A 21128-nucleotide genomic window follows, 5' to 3' on the forward strand; every position below is an offset into this window, starting at 1 on the left:
GGGAGGCCGATGTATTGCGTGGGGATAGCCGCGTAGGGCGAAGCCCGGAGCGGATTTCCCCACGCGGCCTCCGCTCAGAACGGTTCCTTTTCCTCGGCTTGTCCCGGGCGCTTGCTCTCTTCCCTTGCCTTGATGCGTGACTTGGCGGTCGCACTGCTGTGGCGGAATCGGTAGGACTCGTTGCCCGTCTCCACGATATGGCAATGATGCGTCAGCCGATCCAGCAGTGCCGTCGTCATCTTGGCATCCCCGAACACGGCTGACCATTCCTTGAAGGTCAGGTTCGTTGTGATCATCACGCTGGTATGCTCGTAGAGCTTGGAGAGCAAGTGAAACAGCAAGGCGCCACCGGCCTGACTGAAGGGCAGATAGCCTAGTTCGTCGAGAATCACCAGATCCATGCGCATTAACGCAAAGGCCAACTTTCCTGCCTTGCCGGCAGCCTTCTCCTGCTCCAGCAGATTGACCAGATCAACCGTCGAGTAAAACCGCACTCGTTTGCCGTGCTGGGTAATGCCGGAGACACCTAAGGCCGTGGCCAAATGCGTCTTGCCGGTCCCTGTCCCGCCGATGAACACCACGTTGTGGGCTGCCTCGGCAAAGGACAGATTCGCCAGTTCGGTGATCAGACCACGATCAACCTTTGATTGCTCGAAATCGAACCCCGCTAGATCACGATGGACGGGAAACTTGGCGCTATGAAGTTGATAGCTGATTGAGCGCATAGCCCGATCTGTATATTCGACATCCAGCAGATGCTCAACCAGCCAGCGAGCCGACTGCAACCCAGCCGACTCGCCCTGAGCAAGCAGCTCATCCCAAGCGCCGGCCATGCCATACAAGCGGAGGTTTTTGAGTTCGGTCGCAATATCACGCATGGCTTGCCTCCGTCCGCAGGCGGTCGTAGCGGCCAGTATCGGCAACCGGCATTTCGGTCACCTGCAAGCTGGTTTCGACATGCTCGGGTGGCGGCGCTGTCTTCAGACGATTGAGGACATTCTCAACGTGTTCGGCGCTCGGATTTCCCGACTCCAGAACCAGTTCGACCGCTACCAGAACGCTTTCCAATCCCGCTCTCGGAACTGCCGTAAGCACCTTGGCCATGATGCGGTCTCCGCCTTCGCGTTTGAGCAGAAGACTGCGCAGGCGAAGCAAAGGATCCGGCAGGTCGGCAAATGGCGCACCATTGCGCAACGCACCCGGCTTGCGCTCGATGATGGGAATATAGTGTTGCCAGTCGTAGTGGGTCTGGTTCCGCTCGAAGCTGCGCACATGGCTGGCGACGACCATGTCGTGGGCAACGAAATCGAGTCGCTCGGGATAGATACGAATGCTCACCATCTGGCCGACCAGTTCGCACGGTGCCGAGTATCGACACCGATCAATGCTGACCAGGCAGGTGCTCGACACCTTCCCCAGAGTCTCCACGTAGCCATCGAAGGGCGTCACCATCGGCATCAGGCTGGGCTGCTCATGTTCGAGCATTTCGGAAATCGTCAGATCGCCATATTCGGTATGGCGCAATTCGCGCCACAGGGTGCGGCACTTGGCCAGCAGCCACAGATTCAGTTCGGTGAATGAGCCAAACCGCTCCTTGCCTGCGTCTTGCCAGATACGTAGCCGACTATCCTGAACATTCTTCTCGACGACGCCTTTCTCCCAACCGGATGCCACGTTGCAGAAGTCCGGGTCGAAGAGGTAATGCGAGGCCATGGCGGCGAAGCGAGTGTTTACAGTTCGCCCTTTTCCTTTATTGACCTTATCCACGGTGGTCTTCATGTTGTCATAGATGCCGCGACGGGGAATGCCGCCCAGTGCGCTGAAGGATCGCGTGTGGGCATCAAACAGCATTTCATGGCTCTGCGTGGGATAGGCCTGGACTACAAAGGCGCGGCTGGCACAAAGCTTCAGGTGGGAGGCCAGGATTTTGCGCCAGACGCCGTTAATCACCAGGCGCTCTTCGCTCCAGTCGAATTGAAAGGCTTCGCCCAATTCGAAGCGCAGGGGGACGTAGGCTTTGACCAGGGCCTGGCCGCCATTCAGGCGCCAGCGTCGGACAAACTCCGTAACCCGGCTGTAGTCGCCATCAAATCCCGCCGCCTGAATCTCACGAAATAATTTCAGCGCCGTTCGGCGGTCGCGCTTCGGGCGCCGGGTATCCACTTCCAGCGCCTTAGTCAGTCGCTCGGCAAACGGCGCAATCTTGGTGTCTTCAGCGGGGCGTCGCCGATACTGCGGCTCTGTTCCCTCTGCTGCGTTCAGCCAGCGCCGCACTGTCTTGCGGGTCAGGCCCGTGCGTCTTTCAATTTCCGACAGCGAAAGGCCGTCGCGGTAAAACATGCGTCGAATTATTCCCAGATCTTTCATGGTGATCATCTCCTTTGGCCCTGCTCAACAATCGAGCAGGAAGGTTAGTCACCCTGGGTAATTTTCAACGCGCACTACTCAAACCATTTGGGTCCTATTCAACACGCGCCAACAGGTCATTTCATGCCATTTCGCATTCTGCAGGCGCAACTATCCCTCCAAAGAGTGGCGAAGGACAGGCCAGCTTGGCCAGTCGGCGCAAATTCTGAACGGTCGCCGCCAATGTGAATTCATCGCTGGCCCCGCTGATGCCACGTAAACGTAACCGGTCCAACCGGAGAATCCGCTTGAGGCGGGCAAATAGCATCTCCACCTTCTTGCGCTCACAGCGTGACTGCTGATATTGCGGCGTCTTGGCGATGCTCCGAGCCACATTCCGGGCTTCCTCATGGATACTCCGGGCAATTTTGCGCATCTCCGTATTCGGGCAGCACCGCACTTTTTCTGGGCAGCTTGCGCAGTCGCGCTGGCTTGCCCGATATACGATCGTCTCGGCTTTGGTGATGCGGCTGCGCGGCTTATTGAAGGCGCGGCGATCACAACAGGACTCTTGCCTGTTGGGCAGCGGTATTCATTGGCCTCTCGATCCCACTGGAAATCGCTACGAGAGAAGGTGCCGTCTTTGCGCTCAGTCCGATCCCAAACGGGGACGTGTGGTTCGATAGCCTTCTCATCGACCATCCAGGCCAGCATCGGTGCCGTACCGTAGGCCGTATCCCCGATGAGGCGCCGTGGCGTTATATTGAAGTTCGTCTCGACTCGATCAACCATGAGCTTGGTGGACTCAACCTCTGCGGTGCGATTCGCAGGCGTCGCTTCCACATCCACGATGACACCATGGGCAACATCAATCAGATAGTTCGTCGAATAGGCAAAGAAGGCCGGCCCACCGGGTGCGGCCGTCCAACTTGATTGCGGGTCGGCGAGCGAAATGCGCTTGGGGATGGTTACGCCCAGCGCTTCGTTGTCCAGTCCTTCCAGATATTCGCGTACAGCCCGCTTGCAGTGGGCCTGCCTCTGCCTCAATAATGCTGGCATCTACTGCAAAGCCTTCACCCTTGACCAAGCCGGCCGCCATGCAGGCACGCACGACTTTGTCGAATACCCAACGGAATGTTCCGCTCTCACGAAAGCGACCATGGCGATTCTTTGAAAAGGTCGAATGGTTCGGCACGGCATCTTCCAGACTGAGACGGCAGAACCAGCGGTAGGCCAGGTTCAGGTGAACTTCTTCACACAAGCGCCGCTCGGAACGGATGCCATAACAGTAGCCAACGACCAACATCCGGATCATCAACTCGGGATCAATTGAGGGGCGACCGGTGTGGCTGTAATACTCAGCCAGATGATCGCGCAGGTCAGCTAACTCCAAGCAGCGGTCGATGCCACGGAGTAGGTGCTTCTGGGGAACGACGGATTCAAGATTGAAGGAGTAGAACAGTTGGTCTTGACCGCTTGGCAGGTGCCCCATCATCCTGATTACCTCGCTACAAACATGCACGAAGCATATTTTACCGCGGCGCGTTTTTCAACACCATCGAATGGAATCAGTCACCGACGAAGGCAGCGAGTTTCAATCAGGCCGTTGGCGGGACAAGGCCATGGGCTCGCATTTTTCACACAGCTCCCATGGCAGACATTCGCAAACTTTAGTCTGCTCGACATATGCGCTACCGACGATCACCTTGCCTGTTGTCTGCTGCCGGGGCGCCGGCTTGCCCTTGGGCACCGCTTCATCGCCACCTACCTCATGAGGCGTGGGTGACCACCTTGAGAAAGGTGCCATATCAAGCTTGTCGTCGACGTACCAGATTTTTCTTGCGCCATCCCATCTGGCACCCAGCTTTTTGGCTTCATCCTTTTCAGCAAAGGGAACCTTCAAATTCGTTCTCATGTACGTCCAGATTGTGTGGCAACGGCGCGCATTATAAATTTTCAAAGATCAGGCATGCGCGCACGCGTGTAGATTCTCTGTGACTTCTTCCGTGTTCGACATGTTCCGGAGACATTCATTGTGACGTCGGTCCATTGAAATACGGTAGCAGAGCCCTGGCCGCCTCGATTCGGTCACGCGGATTTGCCGACGCGTCGTTCATTACGGCCAGCAAGAAGGCTTTGGGATCGGTGAAGTTTTCACCAACATCAAGCTTTGGCCTGGATTGCCCGACATTGGCAGAGCAAGCGTGATTTGCGCTTGGCTGATTTGAAGACTCCTCCTGAATCGCGAGATCGATCTCTGCCTTTGTGCGAAGAATATTCATTGCCTGCAGGAAAGCCCCTGCTTTCATACTCTCCAGCCTGGACAGCATCTCTGACTGCCGATCCATATTGGGGGCCATACCCAGGCCGGACTCTTCGATAAACATGGCGCCCATGCTGGGATCGATGAACGCAGACCATCTTCCGGTTGCCTCGTCATAAGCCGGAACCATCTCTACCAATTCTTGAGCGGTATCCGGAATGCATCGAAGGTTGGAGAGAGAAACCTCGGCGAAATATCTGCTCCGTAATGCATCGAGAAAAAATCTGGCTTCAGCGAGTGGAATGCATTCCGCCAGAGACAGCCAGAGTTGATATCCCGCGCTTCCTGACACCGAGATTGCCGGAGCAGGCAGTTCAAGGTCATCCTGTATCCCCTGATAAAGCCCTGCTACCGCCTCCCAGTCACTTGTCTTGTCGAAACCCACGACCATGGCTCTGACCCGTCCGTCCGCACCAACGAGCGTGCGCCTTGCCTGCGCTTCTCCACCCAGCCACCTGGCGATAAATTCGGGCGTAAATGAACCCTCTTCACTCGAGGTAATACCGGACGCGTCATCAGCCTGCTTCGGATTCTCTGAGAAATACAGTCGCTGCAGTTCATCAATTAATTTGTTCATTTGTTACCTGAAATTGGGGAGTATTCAATTACCGGCTGAAGTCACCTGATAGCAATCGCAACAGGTCTCATGATCCGGAATCCACGCATCGGTTTTACCCCTCCGATCGGCCGTCCGGCAAAATGATTTGCTGCGTGGATGGCTCAATCTACCGATCTTCGCTGACATGGCATCTGCACGGGTGAAGACTTATTTCAATCAGAAGTCCCCGCAATAGTCGGCAGCGGACTCGGATTTGGCTGACGGTATTGCAGAAAATGACAGAGCACGTCCCGGCCTGTCTTGTTGTCCCGAAGCGCTCTCACCGACTCTTGATGAATGGGCCAATCGTTCAGCGGAATTTCTTTGGGAAACAGCGTATCGCCATCGAACGCTTGGTCGATTCTGGTCAAGTAAAAGCGATGGCAATACGGCCAGGCTGCGGCATAAACAGAAGCACCACCAATCACGAATACAGGCTTGCCCGTCGCAAGTGCACCACGCAAGCCATCCTCCACGGTTGCAACCCGCGTACAACCGGGGCGTAACGCCAGATCCTCGCAATTGCTGACAATAAAGGAATCTGCTTGAACCTCATCCATCGATTCATAGGTCAGACGGCCTATGACCAATGCCGCGCCGGAAACCATTTTTCTCGAAATACGCCAACTCCTCGGGGATATCCCAAGGCAGCCATCCAGCCAAGCCCAGCATGCCATTACTGGCTACCGCACCGATACCAAAGATCAAGCCTTCGTCGCTGCCCATTGCTCGCGCGTCAATGAAAGTGAAATAGCAGGTGTTGCCTGACCGTTATACACATGTGGCTTATGCATCGAAACAAGGGCCGATGTCACGATGGAAATTCCGAATATAGCGTCCATCAACTCCAGAATGCTGGACTCCAGACACTCACAGTGCGGATTACCCTCAAGCTTCCGAATCGCCAGAAAAACCACCTCGTAATCAACCACATCACGAATATCGTGAGGATTCGCTACTGAGTTCACAGGCGCCCAGGCATCAACATGGACCAGCACCGCCTGCGGACCATGTTTTTCAAGCGGGTTGCAGCCTGTGCGCAACTGAATGGTGGCATCGACAGAGGCACACCAATGATTAGCTAACACCAATAATTCCTTTCTACGCCCATCGGTTTGGGCACGATATTACGATAAGTACGGCAATCAATTGGCAAGAAAAAAGGCGCCTGCGCGCCCATTCAATACCCGTAAAGCCTTAACTGCCGGACAGGCCGTCACATTGTCCGAGCTTCCGGTTGACTGGCCAAGGGCATTGATGACTGTAGCAGGTAATGGCGCCTTATCCACCGAAGCCTCGGGTTGAGCCAACGGGGCGATCTGATCATGCAGGCCGTTCAATTGTGCCTGAGCTTCGCCAAGCGCCCTGCTGGCAACCAAACCCTCGAGCCTGACTGGCTTCTCCTTGAGCCTGATTCGCCTCGATCTGTAATGACCGAGCGTTTTCTCGAGCACGTTCAGCTATAGCCTGAGCACCCTGCACCTTGGCACGAAGGGTAGTTGCCTGCTGCTCAGCCTGCTCCACATTACGCTGTGCGAGTTGCTGCTGAATCTGCATCCAGAATCCGCCAGTCACGGACTGAACGCTCGGTATGGATGAAACCATAATTCTGCCCCCTAACGGCGATCCCCCGCCTTCACCGCAGTCAGGCTATCACATTGATCAGCCTGCCCGTCTCCTGACCTTGTGCGTTTTTCACCGGGCGTGGCGCCTCTTCCGTGAACTCCACGCGTTCTGCCGCAGGTGGCTCACGCCTCTCTGCCTGTTGCACCTGCTGAGTCTGACTCGGCTGCGATGCAGTATTGGCGTAGGCGCTCACATTTGAAGTCACTGATTGAATATCCACGTCGTCACCTCAACAAGTAATCTACTTAACAAGCTTAGATCACCTTCAAAAATATTTCAAAAGTATCTTCTACGGTCAACCTGAAAATAACGCAAAAAATGAAAAACCTGACTTCCGGAATGGTGCTATCAGAGGCGCTTCACAGGCCCGACGATTTAGAACTTGCTACCCGTTGTACCCAATGCAATTCATGTGGAAAAATCCATACCCTGACTCAAGCAAAAATAGAAAACGAGACAGCAAACTGAATTAAATCCACGGTATGCAAAAATCAGGGGGAATTCGGGAGCTGCGACGAGTCACCAAAAATTGCAGTATCAGCCGACGTGATATCCGTGGTCGGGCTTCCTGAACGCAAACTGCAGTAGAGAAGTTGCTCTCGCAGACTACCCATAAGGACAATAGCAACGCCACTCGCGAAAAAACCCATTTGAGAGCGCACCACTTCGGTGCACCACTGGCAATATCGGTGCAGATTCTTACCCAAAGACTGTATTGTTTGCAGCGCCTCCGGACAAACAGGCGTACCTGGAAGGCAGACTGGTCGGAAGGCTCAAGCCCAATAGAAAATCTTCGGCATCATCTGCTGACGCGCCGGTAGATAACACGTACTCGGAAAGGCTGGCAAAGGCCGCAAGCCTCATCCAGAACAATGTTTCTTCAGTTAGCCGGGGTGACATCGCAATTCTCCTGACAGGAACAAGGAATCCGCCAAGCCGCCAATTTTGGCGACCTGCTGGCGGGTTGCCGATTGCAACCTCAGAAAATTGCTGTTGATAATTGTTCATGATCCACCTCCGACTTTACTGATCATCAGATAAAGAAGAACTTGCCATGCAGATCATAACAAGCAAGTTTTAATCCAGCACCAAGGATGGAATCAGGATTTTGGAGGGCGTCTCTCGAAAGGACATGTATCGCTGGCCGAGCTTCAATATAAAAGCCATGACCGAACACCTTCAGCACTCAAGCCGATGCCGCGCGCTCTACGGCGCGAGATAAATGATGGCCTGAGCATCGCAGACCCGCTCATTTAGCAGCCTAGTAACGAATGCAGCCTACGACCGTGCAGGGGGGAATTGTGGGGGAAATATTTCAAAGAACCGCAGAAACGAAAAAGGCCAATCCGAAGATTGGCCTAAGTACTTGATTCTCTTGGTCGGGGCGGCGGGATTCGAACTCGCGACCCCTTGCACCCCATGCAAGTGCGCTACCAGGCTGCGCTACGCCCCGACAAGCCGGCCATTATAGACCAGAAAATGTCAGATTCAAAGCTGTAACATCTCAATGATCGATTGCATTCTCCACGTAAGCCACCCGGCATAGAGGTAGCTTCCGAAGCATTGACCACAGCCACATCTACTGCACCACCCTCATCGAAACGATTTCGGGCACCGCTGATGGTAAAGCCCTGATTATAAAAAGCTCACGAATACGTCGCACCAGCAGAACTTCATGGTGCTGGTAATAGCGACGATTCCGCGTCGCTTTACTGGTTTGAGTTGATTAAATTCCTGCTCCCAATAGCGCAGCACATGCGGTTTGACACCACATAACTCACTCACCTCACCAATGGTGAAGTAACGCTTGGCAGGAATGGGCGGCAGTTCGTCACCGCCGGGGTTTTATGCCGCGGTTCCATCGAAGGCAAGCTCTACGTCTGACTTCAGCTTTTGGCTGGCGTGAAATGTCACGACGCGGCGCGCCGTAATCGGGATTTCCTGACCCGTTTTCCGGATTGCGGCCCGGACGCTGCGGCTTGTCGCGCAACTGGAAGTTGCCGAAACCTGAAAGCTTGACGCCATCACCGGTTTCAAGCGAGTTGCGGATTTCTTCAAAAAAGCTTCGACCATGTCTTTGGCTTCGCGCTTATTGAGACCGACTTTTCGAAAAGCAGATCAGCAAGCTCAGCTTTGGTTAGCGTCATCTTTATTATTTCCGTCAGGCACGCAGTTGAGCACCGAATGCCTGTTCGAAACAGGCCACCAGTTGCTGCATTGCAGCATCAACTTCGAATCTTGCAAAGTGCGTTGAGTATCTTGCATAACTATCCGGAATGCAAGACTTTTTTTTTTTCGGGACGCCTTTTCCAAACGTAAAACATCGAACAACTGAATGTCCTGAATCAAGGCAGAAATCTGGCTTTTCAGCCTATCAAGCAAGGTCTGCAAAAGATGCTTTGGTCAACCACGATCGCCAAGTCACGGATCACCGGCGGAAACTTGGATACCTCTGCATAGGCTGGCACCTGAGCAAGCTTAACCGCATCGAAAATCAACCTCAAAGCACAGGGGCCTGTGGCAAGTCATATTTTGAACCCACTCGGGATGAAGTTCGCCGATACAGCCAATTTCGTTACCATCGATCAACACCCTGGCGGCACGCCCGGGATGAAGCGTGCAGGATGATGCAACTTCTCGAAACGCGAATTTGGCTGGCGCCAGCAAGCGCTTCAGGTCGCCCTTGATATCGTAAAATCGACCTTGCGCGCATCATCCCCAACTCTCCGGCAAAGCACCGCCGTAGGCCAGCTGCCAGTTTCAGGGCTGATGGAAGCCTACGGCGCCACCTTTGTCATCGCGACGGAAGCTGCGCCCGGCCTCGAACAAGCGGACACGGTTTTGCTTGCGTTTCAGGTTGGTGACAAGATTTGAAATCAGGCCGCCGAACAGGCTTGAGCGCATCACCGCCATCTGGCTGGCAATCGGATTGGCCAGGCGAATCAGGTCGTCATTCGCAGCGAAATCGGCTTCCCAGGCCTCCTCGACGAAAGCGAAGTTAACCACCTCCTGGTAGCCGCGATCAGCCAACATCTGGCGAACACGATAGGCCGGACGCCGCGCTTCCGGCTGAACCAGCATTTTCAGCGGGCCACGCGGAGTGGCAGAAGGAATATTGTCGTAACCATACAGGCGAGCGATCTCTTCGATCAGGTCTTCTTCGATTTCCATGTCAAAGCGCCACGACGGCGGTGTCACCAAGAAATCATCGCCTCACGTACGAAAGATAAAGCGCGAGACCAGTAAACAGACCCGGCAATGCGCTGCACTTCCGAGTCAGACCAAGCAACTTCTTCGGCGCGAGCCGTGCGCAGGCGAACCGGGTTACGAACTGGCATCGCCGCCTTTGCCCTCAACAGACGGCCCAGCCTGACCGCCGCAGATATCGAGAATTAACCCTGTTGCGCGTTCGATGGCCTGACGCATGCCGCCGAAATCGACACCGCGCTCGAAGCGATGTGAGGCATCGAGCCAAAACCGTAGCGACGGCACGACCGGCGATGGCCTTCGGCGCGAAATGCCGACTCGAGGAAAAGTTCGGTCGTTCCAAGCGTAATGCCGCTTTCTTCGCCGCCCATGATGCCCGGCGTAGCCAGTGGTTTTGGTCATCAGCAATCATCAGCACATCAGCGCTCAACTTGATGGTTTGCTCATTGAGCAGCAACATTTTTCTTCTGGTCTTACATGCGGGCATGGACAGCACCTTCCAGCTTCGTGTTGTCAAAAGCATGCAAGGGCTGACCAAGTTCAAGCATCACGTAATTGGTGACATCGACCAACGCCGAAATGGCACGAATGCCGCTACGCTCCGAGGCGACGCTTCATCCACTCCGGCGTCGGCGCCTTGGCATTGACGTCCCTTGGAGGCCCGACCACAGTACAGCGGGCAGGCCTCGGCGCGTCAAGAACGACGGCGCGCAGCTCGGTGGTTGCTGGCGGGAATCCGGAACGACGGGAAGTACTGGTCGCGGCACCGGTAATGGCACCGACCTCCGCGGGCGATCCCGAGCAGCGAAAGGCAGTCCGCACGATTGGCGTCAGCTTCAGCTCAAAAACGTTGTCGTCAAGCGCCAGATATTGACGAATTGACTGACCAACGGGCGCATCGTCCGGCAGGATCAGCAACCCCGAGGCCTCCTCGGCACGCCCAGCTCCTTTGCTGGAACACAGCATGCCCGGAGGATTCGATGCCGCGCACTTTGGCGACCTTGATGGTGAAATCGCCGGGCAGCTTAGCGCCGGGCAAAGCACAAGGACACCCAAGACCAACGGCGACATTCGGCGCACCGCAGACGATAGTGGTCGGCGTGCCGCTGCCGGTATCGACCTTGCAGACATTCAGGCGGTCGGCATCGGGATGCTTTGACGACTTCAAGCACATGGGCGACGACCACGCTGTCAAAGTCAGGGGCGACCGGGTCCAGTTCCTCGACCTCAAGGCCGGCCATGGTCAGCAGATGGGAAAGTTCCTCACTCGACAGCTTGGGATCGACGAGGTTACGCAGCCAGGATTCAGAGAATTTCATTGGCGTGACTCGAATTAGGGGTCAGTTGAACTGACGCAGGAAACGCAGGTCGCCTTCGAAGAACAGGCGGAGGTCATTGATGCCGTAGCGCAGCATGGTCAGGCGGTCCTGACCGAAGCCGAAGGCGAAACCGGTGTACTTTTCCGGATCAATACCGGCAATGCGCAGCACGTTCGGATGCACCATGCCGCAACCGGCGATTTCCAGCCAACGGCCTTCAAGATCGGCGCCCCCATCCTTGAAGGCGACATCAATTTCGGCGGATGGCTCGGTAAAAGGAAGAATGAAGGACGGAAACGCACCTTCAGGTCATCGGTCTCGAAGAAGCTCTTAGGAAATCGGCAATACCACCCTTCAGGTCGGCGAAGGAAACCCTTCCCCCACCCACAGGCCTTCAACCTGATTGAACATCGGCGAGTGCGTCGCATCGGAATCGACACGATAGACGCGGCCCGGCGCGATGATTCTGATTTCGGGCATTTTTTCCTGTTGACCGTAGCGGGCCACATGCGCTTGCATGTAACGGGCCTGATCGGGCTGGTATGAGTGCGCAGCAAAACCTTTTCGGCAACAGTACCGTCCCCGGTTCTGCAGGTAAAACGTGTCGTGCATCAAACGCGCCGGGTGATCCTCGGGCGTATTCAGCGCGAGGGAAATTGAAGAAATCCTCTTCGATTTCCGGGCCGTCGGCGACCTCAGAAACCAATCGAGCGAACAACGACTCGATGCGCTCCAAGTGCGCGTCACTGGATGCAAACCACCGCGCGCTTCGCGCGCGACCAGGCAATGACATCCAGCGCCTCTTCGGCCAAGACGGGCATCCAGGGCCGCCTTGCGGATCGCTTCGCGTCGCTCGTTCAACGCGGTTTCAACGGCGTCTTGGCGAGATTGTCGCGGCACCTGCCGTTTTCTTCTCTTCTGCGGGCAGCTTGCCTAAGCCCTTGAGAAGTTCGGTAATCTGACCGTCTTGCCGAGAAAACGGGCTTTCACCTGTTCCAGCGCATCCGGGTCTGAAATAGCAGCAAAGGCCGCCTTGGCTTCGCTAACGACTTGATCAAGATTATCCATAGACTTCCACCTACAAAACCACCAACAAAAAGGAGGCTTGCGCCTCCTTTTTTTAGTCAAGCCTTCGCTCAGGCGCCGAGCTGTGCCTTGGCCTGTGCGGCCAGAGCAGCAAAAGCCGGCTGATCGAAGACAGCCAGATCGGCCAGGACCTTGCGGTCGACTTCGATATTAGCTTTCTTCAGGCCATTCATGAATGTGCTGTATTTCATGCCTTCCAGACGAGCTGCAGCATTGATACGAGCGATCCACAGGGCACGGAACTGACGCTTGCGTTGACGACGGTCACGGTACTGATATTGACCAGCCTTCATCACCGCCTGTTTGGCGATGCGATATACGTTCTTGCGACGACCGCGGTAACCCTTGGCCTGAACGAGAATCTTCTTGTGACGCGCGCGCGCCGTTACACCACGTTTAACTCTAGGCATCTTTTATCTCCTTACGCGTAGGGCATCATGGCGCGGACGGATGCTGCATCGCGCTCGTTAACAGCAACTGAACCACGCAGGTGACGTTTACGCTTTGGTCGTCTTCTTGGTCAAGATGTGACGCTTTGAAGGCTTGACCGCGCTTGATGCTACCACCAGCGCGAATCGGAGAAGCGCTTTTTTTCGCGCTGCTCTTGGTCTTCATTTTGGGCATTTAATGCTCCTTAATGACATGCCGTCAGGTGGTTCCCGGCGGGAACGCTTCCGTACCAAGCACCACCAACTACTGAATACTACGGTTTGCTTCTTCTTGGCCGGCCCGATGACCATAATCATCTGACGACCTTCCATCTTCGGCATCTACTCGACTGCACCAGCCGCATCAAGGTCAGCCTTGATTCGTTCCAACTGGCGCATGCCGAATTCCTGATGCGCCATTTCGCGGCCACGGAAGCGCAGGGTCACTTTGACCTTGTCGCCCTCTTCCAAGAAGCTGCGTCATGTTCCTGGAGTTTGATCTGGTAATCGTTTTCGTCGGTACCTGGGCGCAGTCTCGTTTCTTGACCTGCACCTGTTCTGCTTCAGCTTGGCCTTCGCGCACGCTTGTTCCTGGTACTTGAACTTGCCGTAGTCCATGATGCGGCAGACCGGCTACAGCGGTCGAGAGCGATCTCGACCAGATCATCCCGGCTTCTTCAGCCATGTGCAAAGCCTCACGAATACTGACTATGCCTAGCTGTTCAGCTTCTGCACCCTGGAGACGAATCTCCGGAACCGTAATTTCTTCGTTGAGGCGATGCGCCTTGTTCTGAGCTATGGTAAAACCCCCGAAAACAATAAATTAAGCCGTGCTACTACGCGCCACGACTTCTTCCTGAAGTCGTTTGATCAGGGCCTCAATGGACATCTGTCCGAGATCCTGACCACCGCGAGTCCGCACGGCAACCAGTCCGTCCGCTTTTTCTTTATCGCCCACAACGAGCTGATAAGGCAGCCGGTTCAAGCTATGTTCGCGAATTTTATAGGTAATTTTCTCGTTACGCAAACCGACTCGGCCCGGAAGCCCGCGTTATGCAGCTTTTTCGCCAAATCGCAGCATAATCCGCCTGCTTTTCCGGAGATATTCAACACCATCACCTGCACCGGCGCCAGCCACAGCGGAAGTGCGCCGGCAAAATTCTCGATCAGGATGCCAATGAAGCGCTCCAACGACCCCAGAATGGCTCTGTGCAGCATCACCGGCACCTTGCGCGTATCGTCCGCACCGACATATTCCGCCCCAGACGGCCCGGCATCGAGAAGTCACCTGCATCGTCCCGCATTGCCAAGAGCGACCGATGGCATCCTTGATGTGGAATTCGATCTTCGGACCATAGAAAGCCCCCTCCCCCGGCAGTTCGGTCCATTCCAGCCCGGATGCACGCAAACCCTGGCGTAGCGCATCCTCCGCCTTGTCCCAAACATCGTCGGAACCAACGCGGCTATCCGGACGCAGCGCCAATTTGACCGCGACATCGTTAAAACCGAAATCGGCATAAACTTTTTAACCAGCGCATTAAAAGCAGTCACTTCGGATTCGATCCGATCTTTCCGTACAGAAGATGTGACCGTCATCCTGCACAAAACCGCGCACACGCATCAGGCCATGCAAGGCCCCGGTTGGCTCGTTGCGATGGCAGGAACCGAACTCACCATAGCGCAATGGCAATTCGCGATAGGAACGCAGATCCGAATTGAAAACCTGGACATGGCCCGGACAATTCATCGGCTTGACCGCATAGTCGCGATTTTCCGACGAGGTCAGGAACTTGTTGTCTTTGTAATGCTCCCAGTGACCGGACTTTTCCCACAAGGTCTTGTCGAGAATCTGCGGACAGCGAACTTCCTGATAGCCATTGTTGCGATATACGGCGCGCATGTATTGTTCGATTTCCTGCCAAATCGCCCAACCCTTGGGGTGCCAGAAAACCAGACCCGGCGCTTCGTCCTGCATATGGAACAGGTCATATTGCTTGCCGAGACGGCGATGATCGCGTTTTTCAGCCTCTTCCAGCATGTGCAAGTAGGCGTCGAGGTCTTCCTTCTTGGCCCAAGCGGTGCCATAGATACGCTGTAATTGCTCGTTGCGATGATCACCACGCCAATAGGCGCCAGCCACCTTCATCAACTTGAAAATCCTCAGCTTGGCCGTGGTCGGCACGTGCGGGCCGCGGCATAGGTCAATGAAATCGCCTTCGCGATACAGCGATACCTGCTGGTCAGCTGGAATAGCACCAATCAGTTCAGCCTTGTACTTTTCGCCGAGATCGAGGAAAATTTAACCGCATCGTCGCGCCCAGACTTCGCGGGTAACGGGGATGTCCTTCTTGGCCAGCTCGGCCATACGCTTTTCGATGACGACCAGATCTTCCGGGGTAAACGGACGCTTGTAGGCAAAATCGTAGTAAAACCCGTTTTCGATAACCGGGCCGATGGTTACCTGAGCATCAGGGAACAGCGCCTTAACCGCGTAAGCCAGCAAGTGAGCCGTCGAATGACGAATAACCTCCAGCCCCTCGGCATCCTTGTCCGTGATGATGGCCAAGTCGGCGTTTCGTTCAATCAAATGAGAGGTATCAACCACAACGCCATCGACTTTGCCAGCCACGCTGCGCGAGCCAAGCCAGCGCCGATGCTGGCCGCCACTTCGGCGATTGTTACCGGCTGTTCAAAAGAGCGGATGGAACCATCAGGCAGTTTGATATCGGGCATGGCGGATCTCTGGGCAAAAAAAAAGTGCGGGGCGAGCCGCACTTTTGGTCAAACGAAGGCTGACTCGATTAGTGTTTCTGAACGGTACTGCAAGTTCGGAAAATCATCAATTCAACTCCGTCAGGAATTTTGGTAGGCGGTATTGGAATCGAACCAACGACCTCCACGATGTCAACGTGGCGCTCTAACCAACTGAGCTAACCGCCTAAAGAAGCGCGCATTTTACAGACGTAAAAGCCGATGTCAACAGCCCTTCGCGATTTTTTGAGTTGCCCATTAAACTTGCCGCTTAATGAATGGAGAGGCGAATGAACGAAGGCTGGATAATTTTGGAATTTGCCTGATTGTGGTATTGGGAGGCGCCTTGCCGCTGATCCGCCACCCCGCAACGATACCCCGCCGCCACTGCCCAAGGAAACTTTGCGCGACTGGCGTAGCGCAAAGTAAGGACGCCCAGTGGAATCACGATTACCGATCTCGAAATCAAGATCAGCTACACCGAAGACTTGTTGGACGAGCTGAATCGCATCGTCTTCGCCAGCAGCAACAAATCGATCTGCTCGCCAAGGAAATTCGCAGTCTGCGCGAACAGTCGCAAAATGCCCAAGCGCACCAACCGGGCAACCTGCGCGACGAACTTCCGCCGCACTACTGAACATGCAGCAAACACCCGTTACGGTTATCTACCACGCAGACTGTCTGGATGGCTTTGGCGCTGCCTACGCGGCGTGGGCTCACTTTGGTGACGCTGCGGTTTATCGAGCAATGCATCACGGTGAACCATGGGCACTCGCCGACATTGCCGGCCATCAGGTATTCATTCTGGACTTCTCGTTTCCGCCAGAATTTCTCGAAACCATGGCCAGAAGTGCCAATTCGGTCACCCAGATTGATCATCACGCATCCGCCCTCAATGCCTGGGGCGACAAGCTACGCCCCAGCGATAACGGCCTGCGCCAATATCAGCACCCAACGCTGCCACTTTACGTCGTTTTCAATCTTGATAAATCAGGAGCACGACTGGCTTTGGGAGAACTTCCATCCAGAAACACCGACGCCCTGGCAATTCGGCACATCGAAGACCAAGACATCTGGCGCTTTGCTTTACCCGGCACGCGTGCCTTCTGTCGCGCCCTGCGCCTGCTGCCATTTGACTTTGCCACTTGGTACCAACTGGTTTTAGAGACACCCAACGCGTCGGCAGCTCGCTACCTAGAAGCCATCATTCAAGGCTCGGCCATTGATCAGTTTCACCAAAGAGATTGAACGCATGTCCCAAAGCGTATTGCGTATGCCGGCTTTGGTTCGTGGCGAACCTGTCGACGCCCTGCAGGCGCAGCGCCATGGACAAACCATCATTACCGACGGCGATCTGAGCTGGCTGGCCACACCAGGGGATCGCCATCAACGCAAACGCGCTGTTTGCCTCGGATTTAGGAAACTCCTGGCTGAGCAAAGTGGTAGTTACGGTTTGATCTGGCAATTGTCAGGTGTCGGCGAAATCAAGGCCTCGCTGCGCTCAAAAGGCAAAACGCTCGACGTTGCCACCATTGCCTCACGTTATGGTGGCGGCGGTCACACGAATGCGTCCGGATTCCAAATGCCGGCACAGCAATTCTTCAGTGAAGTTCTGAATTTATCCCCCAAGGCCTGATTACCAGCCATTTGGCTAGGGTCTGGCCGGCACTGCCTGCCAGCCTTCGGGACATGCCTGCGTATATGGGTAGTACATGGCGCTCGAACCGCAGTAGTACCAACTCCCGGAAGCATTGGCAGACGGGGCTACCGGTGCAGGCTGCTGTTCGATATAGACTGGCTGTGGTGAATAAACCGGCCCGACGTAATAGGGATCGACATATACCGGCCTGCTCCGCTCCGACATGATAGCCAAACCAGTGAGCGCGCCAAATACAGCCAGCCCGGCCCAGCCGGAACCACCACTGCCGTGATGGCCATAGCCTCTATGGCCGTAACCTCGTTGAGCTTGAGCGGGAAGCGCAACAACGGATAGCGCGAGAATAAGTGGAACGAAAAGTCTGCGCATCATCGCCTCCTAAATTTCCAGAAATCAACTGAATCCTTAAACCAGTATAGGCACATACAGGCAAACACAATCCCTTTGATTTACCGATCAGCTCACTCCAGGCATTTATGGCAAGCAAGGTGGCTAGAACTGATACTTCAAGCGGCGTAAACTGCCGCCTCCGGCAAATCTAGCCTCTGATGTTGATAATTGTCCCGAGAATTTCGTCACCGGCTTTATGACATTGGCTGCAAGCTTGGCATCGATTGCCCCTTGATGCAGCCCAACGATGTTGGTGGCCATCTCGCTGTCATCAGCGGCAATTCGGCTGCTTGCAATGCCTGTTCGGTTGATGGCAGCCTGCATGCTTTGCAAGCCAGTGGAAAGAACAGAACTGATGGACATGGATACCTCCTGGATAATACAAGGCATTTACGCATGTACCATGCCCAAACTCCCCAGGCAAACTCCAAAAAATGACGGTCATTTGGAATTTCATCGACCAGAAAATCAAAAAGCCCTGAATAATCAGAGCTTTGTGCTATATTTGGTGCCAAGAAGGGACTCGAACCCCCACACCTTTCGGCGCCAGAACCTAAATCTAAAATCTCGCCGATTATTTGAATTTTTAATCATTCATAATCAAAACCTTAGAAAATTGCGCGAGGATTTTCCCGCACTTCTCCCCACACTTTTTTAACAACCCTGTCATATCTTCCGGCAAAAATCAGGAGAGTTACATGGAAAAAACGAACCAACGATTCGGCGATCAACAATGTCGATGATACCGAGATGACAACAGTAAATGTGGTTACTCATTGAAATCAGGCGTCAGTTGTTGCTTGTGGTTGACGGCTGACAACGGGCAGTCCCCACATACGTTACGTCGGCCCCCTTGATTTATGCTGCTGATCGATTACCGTACGACTACGGTTCATGGAGTGACATACGTGGAACAGGTCGACAACAAATACCAGCCAAGCGACTGGCGCAGCCTTGAAATGCATCGTCTGATCGCCAAAAAGCTGGAAGCGAATCCATCTCCTGGTAGAACGTGCCCGCTCAAACATTTCCCGCTGGAAAGCCTGCGCGGGGAAACACCCGCCTACTCTGAGTGGGAAGACATCTCTCTCTTCAGGGAACGAAAGTATTCTGCGCGCCCTGACTGGCGAAGACCAGGAAAGCGCCAGATTACGGTCTTCTACGCCTTTTACCGGCATTCTTTCTGGAAACGGAACGCAAGGAGATCTACGCTCGCTGGAACCGAAGGTAACCATAGCAGCTTGTTAAGGCTTGCCAACCGAGCGCCTGTTCAGTTGGACCATCGCTGTGACATGCAGATAATGCCAACCCACAGAAAAACCGGAGCGCATTGCCCGGCAATCTTCACCTGAACCGATGATGACCACTACAAAAAAAGATCAGCAGATTTATATCAGATTGATATACTCATGGGCATGCACATCATTTCGCTGAAAATGCTGCGGGAGTTCTGGGAGAAGCACCCAGAGGCCGAGCAAGTGTTGAAGGACTGGCATTCAGTTCTGGAGAAGTCCACTGCAAAGGACTTCAACGAACTGAAGAACACATTCAACTCGGCCGACTATGTCCCTCCCTTTACACGGTGTTTGATGTGGGTGGTAATAACTATCGAGTTATTGTTGTCGTGAAGTACAAGTTCAAGAAGATCTATGTCCGAGAAGTGATGACACATCGGGAATACGACGACTGGAACAAGCTATATAGAAAAGGAAAGGTGTAATCATGCATGCTGCACAAAGCCGTTTTGACATCCGCGCAATCCAGACCTCCTGGGCCAAGCTCGATGCAATGGCTCACATTCGTCCGATCCATGACGAAGCAGGCTATGACCGCATGGTTGCCCTCATGAATGACTTGCTCGATGTGGTTGGCGACAATGAAGAACACAAGCTGGCTGGTCTTCTGGCGCTTGTCGGCGATCTGGTTTCCAACTACGAGCGCGAACACTTCACCATCGAAGCTTCCGTGCCGAAAGACGCCCCTGCGCTTCCTGGATCGAAGCCAAAGGCCTGAAACAGGAAGACCTTTCAAATATCGTCGCACAAGGCAACCTGTCGAATATCCTTGCTGGTCATCGCAAGATATCTGCAACACTGGCCGGAAAGCTTGGCGAGTTCTTTGGCGTCAGCCCCGCGCTGTTCATTCCCAAGGCTTAACCGTTCGCGCCGCCCCCACCAAACCCGCTTCGGCGGGTTTTGTTTTTTCAGAGCAGAAAGTCTATCTGTCGAGCAACATCACAACACGGACGGTTCCATTACTAGGCAAGGGCAAAGGACGACACCCCGAAAAATCGAACCGTCCCACCAGCCCGAGTCCCAGAAGGTTAAAATCAAAGCTTACCCCAACCAAGGGACATTCCGGTAGCATCGGTGGACCATAAGGCACGCCAGCGAACGTGCCGAACAACCAAAAAGAACACATGGCAGACCGCAAACCAATATCCGTTATCGACCTGTTTGCTGGCCCAGGAGGTCTAGGGGAGGGATTTTCCTCTCTGACAAATGCCGACGGCGCTCCTGTATTTAACCTTCGCGTGTCAATCGAAAAGGATTTTCACGCCCATCAAACCCTTTCCTTGCGGGCCTTGTTTCGGCATTTTGCCAAAGGCAAAGCACCGGACTGTTATTACGACTACGTCAAAAAAGGAATATCACGCGACACCTTGTTTGCTCATCCTAAAGCAAAAGATGAGCTGCTCGCGCTGGAGGCGGTGTAAGGCAGCACTCAATGGCCTTCGAAGGACGTGTTCTGGATCAACAGAACCTCTGGCTCATCGACGAGCGACTGTGTTTCCACACACTGCTGACTTCCGACAAGAAACTCAACAAGGTGCCGGGACTTGAGGGGACGTCAGGCAAGGAGCCTGACATCATGACTTTTTTCTACGGCACGCCTATCGGGGTCGCAGAACCAGATAACCTTCCCGGCGGTGGCGTAGTCATCATCGAGTTCAAACGGCCGGGCCGGGATGACTATGACAGGGATCCTGCAGACCAGATCATCCACAGATTCAGGAGATCGACCAAGGGAACATCAAGGATATTGACGGCCGGCCGGTGAATCCCGACCGACTAAGGTATATGGGATATCTGATCGCTGACTTAACCCCGAGCCTGCGCGACCAAGTCGAGATGCGGTACCACAAGACCTCCGATAACGAGGGTTACTTCTTACCCTGCCGAAGGGCAATGGCTACGTCGAGATCGTCTCCTACGACAAGCTGGTCAGGGATGCAAAAAGGCGAAACTGAATCCTGTTCGACAAGCTCGGCATCCACAAGAACTGACACCGTCCGTCGACTGACTTGATAGCTCGCCCTATTTCTGGCCATTTTGGGACGACCTCGTTTGGCTTTGGTTGATACCTCAGGATTAAAATCCAGTTCGGCACCTGTACA

16 protein-coding genes, 2 tRNA genes and 11 pseudogenes are annotated in these 21128 nt (G+C 54.4%); 8 read left to right on the top strand and 21 right to left on the bottom strand.

Annotation, left to right across the window (positions count from 1 at the left end):
* Window positions 1-74: 74 nt before the first annotated feature.
* From IPJ12_12370 to IPJ12_12460, 19 genes and pseudogenes are all read right to left on the bottom strand, one after another.
* On the bottom strand, window positions 75-878 hold the full coding sequence (locus IPJ12_12370) for an ATP-binding protein (protein MBK7647937.1): 804 nt from the start codon (window positions 876-878) through the stop codon (window positions 75-77).
* Window positions 871-2367: an IS21 family transposase gene (locus IPJ12_12375; protein MBK7647938.1), complete on the bottom strand. Its 1497-nt coding sequence runs from the start codon at window positions 2365-2367 to the stop codon at window positions 871-873. The genes IPJ12_12370 and IPJ12_12375 overlap by 8 nt, the downstream gene beginning before the upstream one ends.
* Window positions 2368-2488: 121 nt before the next feature.
* Window positions 2489-3841, bottom strand: a pseudogene (locus tag IPJ12_12380) (transposase).
* Window positions 3842-3940: 99 nt separating this feature from the next.
* The gene (locus tag IPJ12_12385) at window positions 3941-4261 is read right to left on the bottom strand and encodes a hypothetical protein (protein ID MBK7647939.1); all 321 of its coding nucleotides are present in this window, start codon (window positions 4259-4261) and stop codon (window positions 3941-3943) included.
* 115 nt (window positions 4262-4376) lie between these two features.
* On the bottom strand, window positions 4377-5246 hold the full coding sequence (locus IPJ12_12390; protein MBK7647940.1) for a hypothetical protein: 870 nt from the start codon (window positions 5244-5246) through the stop codon (window positions 4377-4379).
* Between the two features lie 194 nt (window positions 5247-5440).
* Window positions 5441-5875, bottom strand: a complete 435-nt coding sequence (locus tag IPJ12_12395; GenBank protein MBK7647941.1) for a dihydrofolate reductase — start codon at window positions 5873-5875, stop codon at window positions 5441-5443.
* A 96-nt stretch (window positions 5876-5971) separates the two neighbouring features.
* Entirely contained in the window at window positions 5972-6355 is a 384-nt protein-coding gene (locus IPJ12_12400) for a dihydroneopterin aldolase (protein ID MBK7647942.1), read from the bottom strand.
* Window positions 6356-6912: 557 nt separating this feature from the next.
* Window positions 6913-7113, bottom strand: coding sequence for a hypothetical protein (locus IPJ12_12405; protein ID MBK7647943.1), 201 nt, complete (start codon window positions 7111-7113; stop codon window positions 6913-6915).
* Window positions 7114-7592: 479 nt separating this feature from the next.
* On the bottom strand, window positions 7593-7901 hold the full coding sequence (locus IPJ12_12410; GenBank protein MBK7647944.1) for a hypothetical protein: 309 nt from the start codon (window positions 7899-7901) through the stop codon (window positions 7593-7595).
* Between the two features lie 368 nt (window positions 7902-8269).
* A tRNA-Pro gene (locus IPJ12_12415) sits at window positions 8270-8346 on the bottom strand.
* A gap of 35 nt (window positions 8347-8381) precedes the next feature.
* Window positions 8382-8720: pseudogene (locus IPJ12_12420) on the bottom strand (MerR family transcriptional regulator).
* Between the two features lie 18 nt (window positions 8721-8738).
* A pseudogene (locus IPJ12_12425) lies at window positions 8739-9040 on the bottom strand (integration host factor subunit alpha).
* Window positions 9041-9054: 14 nt separating this feature from the next.
* Window positions 9055-11419, bottom strand: a pseudogene (locus tag IPJ12_12430) (phenylalanine--tRNA ligase subunit beta).
* Window positions 11420-11440: 21 nt separating this feature from the next.
* Window positions 11441-12487: pseudogene (gene pheS / locus IPJ12_12435) on the bottom strand (phenylalanine--tRNA ligase subunit alpha).
* Window positions 12488-12555: 68 nt separating this feature from the next.
* Window positions 12556-12915: a 50S ribosomal protein L20 gene (gene rplT, locus IPJ12_12440; GenBank protein ID MBK7647945.1), complete on the bottom strand. Its 360-nt coding sequence runs from the start codon at window positions 12913-12915 to the stop codon at window positions 12556-12558.
* A gap of 11 nt (window positions 12916-12926) precedes the next feature.
* Window positions 12927-13129, bottom strand: a pseudogene (rpmI, locus tag IPJ12_12445) (50S ribosomal protein L35).
* A gap of 146 nt (window positions 13130-13275) precedes the next feature.
* Window positions 13276-13732 (bottom strand): annotated as a pseudogene (gene infC / locus IPJ12_12450) (translation initiation factor IF-3).
* 24 nt (window positions 13733-13756) lie between these two features.
* Window positions 13757-15666, bottom strand: a pseudogene (gene thrS, locus IPJ12_12455) (threonine--tRNA ligase).
* A gap of 130 nt (window positions 15667-15796) precedes the next feature.
* Window positions 15797-15873 (bottom strand) — tRNA-Val (locus IPJ12_12460).
* Window positions 15874-16127: 254 nt separating this feature from the next.
* On the opposite strand from IPJ12_12460, the pseudogene IPJ12_12465 reads away from it, so the two are divergent.
* From IPJ12_12465 to IPJ12_12475, 3 genes and pseudogenes are all read left to right on the top strand, one after another.
* A pseudogene (locus IPJ12_12465) lies at window positions 16128-16321 on the top strand (SlyX family protein).
* A gap of 2 nt (window positions 16322-16323) precedes the next feature.
* Window positions 16324-16932, top strand: coding sequence for a hypothetical protein (locus IPJ12_12470; GenBank protein ID MBK7647946.1), 609 nt, complete (start codon window positions 16324-16326; stop codon window positions 16930-16932).
* A gap of 4 nt (window positions 16933-16936) precedes the next feature.
* Window positions 16937-17320: a hypothetical protein gene (locus IPJ12_12475; protein MBK7647947.1), complete on the top strand. Its 384-nt coding sequence runs from the start codon at window positions 16937-16939 to the stop codon at window positions 17318-17320.
* 15 nt (window positions 17321-17335) lie between these two features.
* Here the strand turns inward: IPJ12_12475 and IPJ12_12480 are convergent, their stop codons facing one another.
* Entirely contained in the window at window positions 17336-17713 is a 378-nt protein-coding gene (locus IPJ12_12480; GenBank protein MBK7647948.1) for a hypothetical protein, read from the bottom strand.
* Window positions 17714-17833: 120 nt separating this feature from the next.
* Complete coding sequence (locus IPJ12_12485; GenBank protein ID MBK7647949.1) at window positions 17834-18094, bottom strand: hypothetical protein; 261 nt, start codon at window positions 18092-18094, stop codon at window positions 17834-17836.
* A gap of 545 nt (window positions 18095-18639) precedes the next feature.
* On the opposite strand from IPJ12_12485, the gene IPJ12_12490 reads away from it, so the two are divergent.
* The 5 genes and pseudogenes from IPJ12_12490 to IPJ12_12510 all read left to right on the top strand — a co-directional run bounded on the left by IPJ12_12490 (window position 18640) and on the right by IPJ12_12510 (window position 20981).
* Window positions 18640-19083 (top strand): hypothetical protein, encoded by a 444-nt coding sequence (locus tag IPJ12_12490; protein MBK7647950.1) that lies wholly within the window; start codon window positions 18640-18642, stop codon window positions 19081-19083.
* A gap of 63 nt (window positions 19084-19146) precedes the next feature.
* Window positions 19147-19451, top strand: a pseudogene (locus IPJ12_12495) (type II toxin-antitoxin system HigB family toxin).
* 2 nt (window positions 19452-19453) lie between these two features.
* Window positions 19454-19744, top strand: a complete 291-nt coding sequence (locus tag IPJ12_12500; GenBank protein MBK7647951.1) for a transcriptional regulator, XRE family protein — start codon at window positions 19454-19456, stop codon at window positions 19742-19744.
* A gap of 406 nt (window positions 19745-20150) precedes the next feature.
* Window positions 20151-20447 (top strand): hypothetical protein, encoded by a 297-nt coding sequence (locus IPJ12_12505; GenBank protein ID MBK7647952.1) that lies wholly within the window; start codon window positions 20151-20153, stop codon window positions 20445-20447.
* Window positions 20448-20465: 18 nt separating this feature from the next.
* Window positions 20466-20981 (top strand): annotated as a pseudogene (locus IPJ12_12510) (ATP-binding protein).
* Window positions 20982-21128: the final 147 nt, after the last annotated feature.

The organism is Betaproteobacteria bacterium (assembly GCA_016709965.1).
GTDB classification, from domain to species: domain Bacteria; phylum Pseudomonadota; class Gammaproteobacteria; order Burkholderiales; family Rhodocyclaceae; genus Azonexus; species Azonexus amarohabitans.